General features: G+C 68.4%; 1 protein-coding gene and 1 pseudogene. Both read left to right on the plus strand.

Annotated features, from left to right (window positions below; genetic code table 11):
• Positions 1-78 precede the first annotated feature (78 nt).
• Positions 79-1,050, plus strand: a complete 972-nt coding sequence (locus tag D7X12_RS40985) for a hypothetical protein (protein ID WP_147443987.1) — start codon at positions 79-81, stop codon at positions 1,048-1,050.
• A 14-nt stretch (positions 1,051-1,064) separates the two neighbouring features.
• Positions 1,065-2,201 (plus strand): annotated as a pseudogene (locus D7X12_RS43340) (hypothetical protein); the annotation flags it as partial.

Consider the following 2,201-nt stretch of genomic DNA (forward strand, 5'->3'; position numbering starts at 1 on the left):
GGGTGGGGCCCTGTCCCACCACGCGGGTCCGCGAAGCCTGACCTTGCGAGGAGGTCGGCTCGGGGAGAAAGTGGTCCCGTGTTGATCCCCATCCTCGCCGCGCTCACCCTGGTGGTCGCCGCCCAGGCGCCCGCGCCCACCTCCTCCGCGAAGCCCCTCACCGTGTTGCTGGCGCCGACGGACGTGACGCGCGGCACGCCGCGCTACCTCGTCGGAGTCGCCCAGGAGCACGTGGCCGACCAGCTCAAGGCCCGGGGCCTGGAGGTGATCCGCGTGGAGGACGTGACGCGCACGCTGCCGAAGAAGCAGCGCGCGGCGATGATGCGCTGCAAACGCACGCAGCCGTCCTGCATCGCGTCGCTGGGCGTGGCGGCGAAGACGGACGTGGTGATGGTGACGGGGGTGGTGCCCTACCTCAACGGCTTCAAGGCCGGCGTGCGCGTGTACACGGCGAAGGACGGGGCCCCGCTGGTGGAGCACTCGGTGCCGGAGGTGAAGAAGGACCAGGTGATGGACGCGCTCACGCAGTCGCTGGACGTGGTGGTGCCCACGACGCTGCGGGTGCTGCGGCCGGAGCCGGTGGCGCCGCCGACGCCGCCCGTGGTCCAGACGCCGCAGGTGACGCCGGGTGTGAAGCAGCCGGTGACGCCGGTGACGCCGGGCATCGAGCCGCCCACGCAGATGGACCTGAGTGACACGGCCAGGGACGCGCCGAAGGTGGAGACGCCGGGGCGGCGCAAGTGGGCGTGGGTGCCGGCGGCGGGCGGCGTGGTGTTGGCGGGCGTGGGGACGGTGTTCCTGGTGCAGTCGCGGAGCAAGTTCAGCGACCTGGAAGACAAGGAGTTCCCGACGCTGGCCGAGGCGGATGCCGCGAGGGATTCCGGCAAGCGGTCGCAGACGCTGGGCGTGGTCGGGATTGGCGTGGGAGCGGCGGCGGTGGCGGCGGGCGCGCTGATGTACTTCCTGCCGACGAAGCAGACTTCCGTTCAGCCGTCCGTGACGCTCACGCCCCAGGGTGGTGGCTTGAGTCTCGCCGGGACGTGGCAGTGAGTTCGGGGAGAACCATGCGGAACATCTGGAAGGTCGGAGCGCTGGGCGCGGTGTTCGGTGCGGTGCTCAGCGTGGGCGGCTGCAATGACTTCGACACGGCTTATGAAAAGTGCGTGGACGAGGGTCGCTGCGGCCCTGATGGAGGCGTGGTGGACGCAGGGGTCGACAGTGGACCCGTGGATCCGGAGCCCACCTGCATTCCCTCCTCGGAGCTGGATGAGCCCGATCCCGAAGGCAGGGACCTCAACTGCGACGGCGTGGATGGCATGGCCAGCGCGGGCTACTTCGTGGATCCAGAGCGCGGTAACGACGGGGATGACGGCACCCAGCTCCATCCGCTGAAGACCCTGGATAAAGCCCTCCAGCGGATCCGTGACAACGTCACTGGCACCGTACGCACGAATGTGTACCTGAGTGTCGGGACGTACAACGAGCCGACCACCGTCGTGAACACCCCGGTGTCGATCTACGGCGGCTATCAGTGGGTCACTCAGGGATATCGCTATTGGGCTCGCTTTCCGGAGGGAAGCACCACGCTCATCGATGGTGGCACGCATGCCTTCACGGTGCGGGACGTGACGGATGCGGGCGTGCGACTGGATGCGTTGCACGTCGCTTCCGCCAACGCGACCGGCGATGGTGAGCCGTCCATTGCCTTGCACGTCGTGCGCACATCGTTGTTGCTCCAAGACATCGTCCTGGAAGCAGGACGTGGCGGGAATGGGCTTGAAGGAAGAGCGGGAGACGCAGGCGCTCCTGGCGGCAATGGATCCGAGGGTCAGACGGGTACGCCCAACGGAGGTGGTATCCTGGGAAGCGGAGGCTCCACGACTTGCGCGGTGGGCAAGGGTAACGTCGGCGGCAACGGCGGAACCGGCAATGCACGCAACAGTGGTGAGCCTGGGGAGCCGGGTGAAGTTGGAACGCCTGGCGGGCTTGGCGGCTACGTCGTCGATGGAGGTTGCGTAGATCAGACCTGCAGTTGCACTGGGGTGAAGGGCGACGCGGGGGTCACGGGGTCGGTGGGAGAGCCCGGGGATGCAGGAAGAGGCGGACTGGGCCGTGGCCTCGTCGAAGCTTCGGGCTGGCAGGCCAATCAAAACGGGGCGCAGGGGTCTGCAGGAAAGTCGGGGGCGGGCGGTGGTGGAGGG

This window comes from Corallococcus sicarius (assembly GCF_003611735.1).
Taxonomy (GTDB): domain Bacteria; phylum Myxococcota; class Myxococcia; order Myxococcales; family Myxococcaceae; genus Corallococcus; species Corallococcus sicarius.